General features: G+C 35.9%; 1 protein-coding gene. It reads right to left on the reverse strand.

Translation table 11 applies throughout. The features are described from left to right. Window positions 1-848, reverse strand: an 848-nt coding sequence (locus KCG35_RS25600) for a DUF4123 domain-containing protein (protein ID WP_215822679.1), incomplete at its 3' end; no start/stop codon positions are given. Window positions 849-1,046 lie beyond the last annotated feature (198 nt).

Raw genomic sequence — 1,046 nt, forward strand, 5'->3', positions numbered from 1 at the left:
CGCTGGGAGGGTGTAAGCGAACTGGACTGGGTTAATAAAGTATATATTTCTGGATAAATATCGGGTTGCAAAATATCATGCCCTAAAAAGCCAAGGACATTACAATAAAAAAATATATCCTGTTCTGTCTCGAAGTTTAAAGAAGCGGCCTCATTACATAAGCTATCCGCATGCTTTAATTTTTGTGGCAGATCCAATCCAGTCAAATAGGTCGGAAAATAATTATCCATGTGCTGAACTAAACGCTTTAGAAAAAAATGATACTTTGCCTCAAATACGGCATTCCATTGATTTTGACCCAGCGTAAGCGGCTCTTCATAATTATTATCGGTATTAGGTTGAGGGTTTTTAACAGCCAACCACTCTCCATCACTCAAACAATAAAGATCACTTACAGGACCAAGTAAATAACTAAGTTGCTGTGGAGAACTAGCTTTAAACAACCAGCCACATAGATTTGGATCATATAATCGGCAAATAGCTACCTCATTACACTGATTTAATACCCTGCACCACCACTGACAGTGAATGATTAATGCTTCAAATGAAAAATCACTCAATAAAATAACACCTGCCTGTAAAGCTAGCCCTTCTTCCATAAAACGAGTCCATAGCGGTGAGTACTTTTCAACCTTAACCAACTCTGGAGAAACAACAGCAATATCATGCAATTCAGTGTTCAAGAATAACGTTCGCATTTCCGGGTTTGGCTCAGCCTCATAGATCCAACGTTTAATATTATCAAAGCGTACCGCATCCAATAATAAATAAACTGTATTATCAGGCCATTCAATATTTTCTTCACTTAAGAACAAACGGCAATTGTTTTGAGTTGAGCTTGCATTCATAATCTAGAACATCATTTTTTATCGTCAGTCTATTTCCAGAATAGGCGATTAACAGCGATCACTTAAAATTGAACACTTAATTTTAAGCATATAAATACCTTTTATAGCGTATACTTTTACGATAGACCTAGCTCACCAACTACATACCAATACTGTAAAAACTATACATCAAGATATTTTAATTAATAATCATTTTGC

Origin of the sequence: Zooshikella harenae, assembly GCF_018837975.1 — a bacterium.
Taxonomy (GTDB): domain Bacteria; phylum Pseudomonadota; class Gammaproteobacteria; order Pseudomonadales; family Zooshikellaceae; genus Zooshikella; species Zooshikella harenae.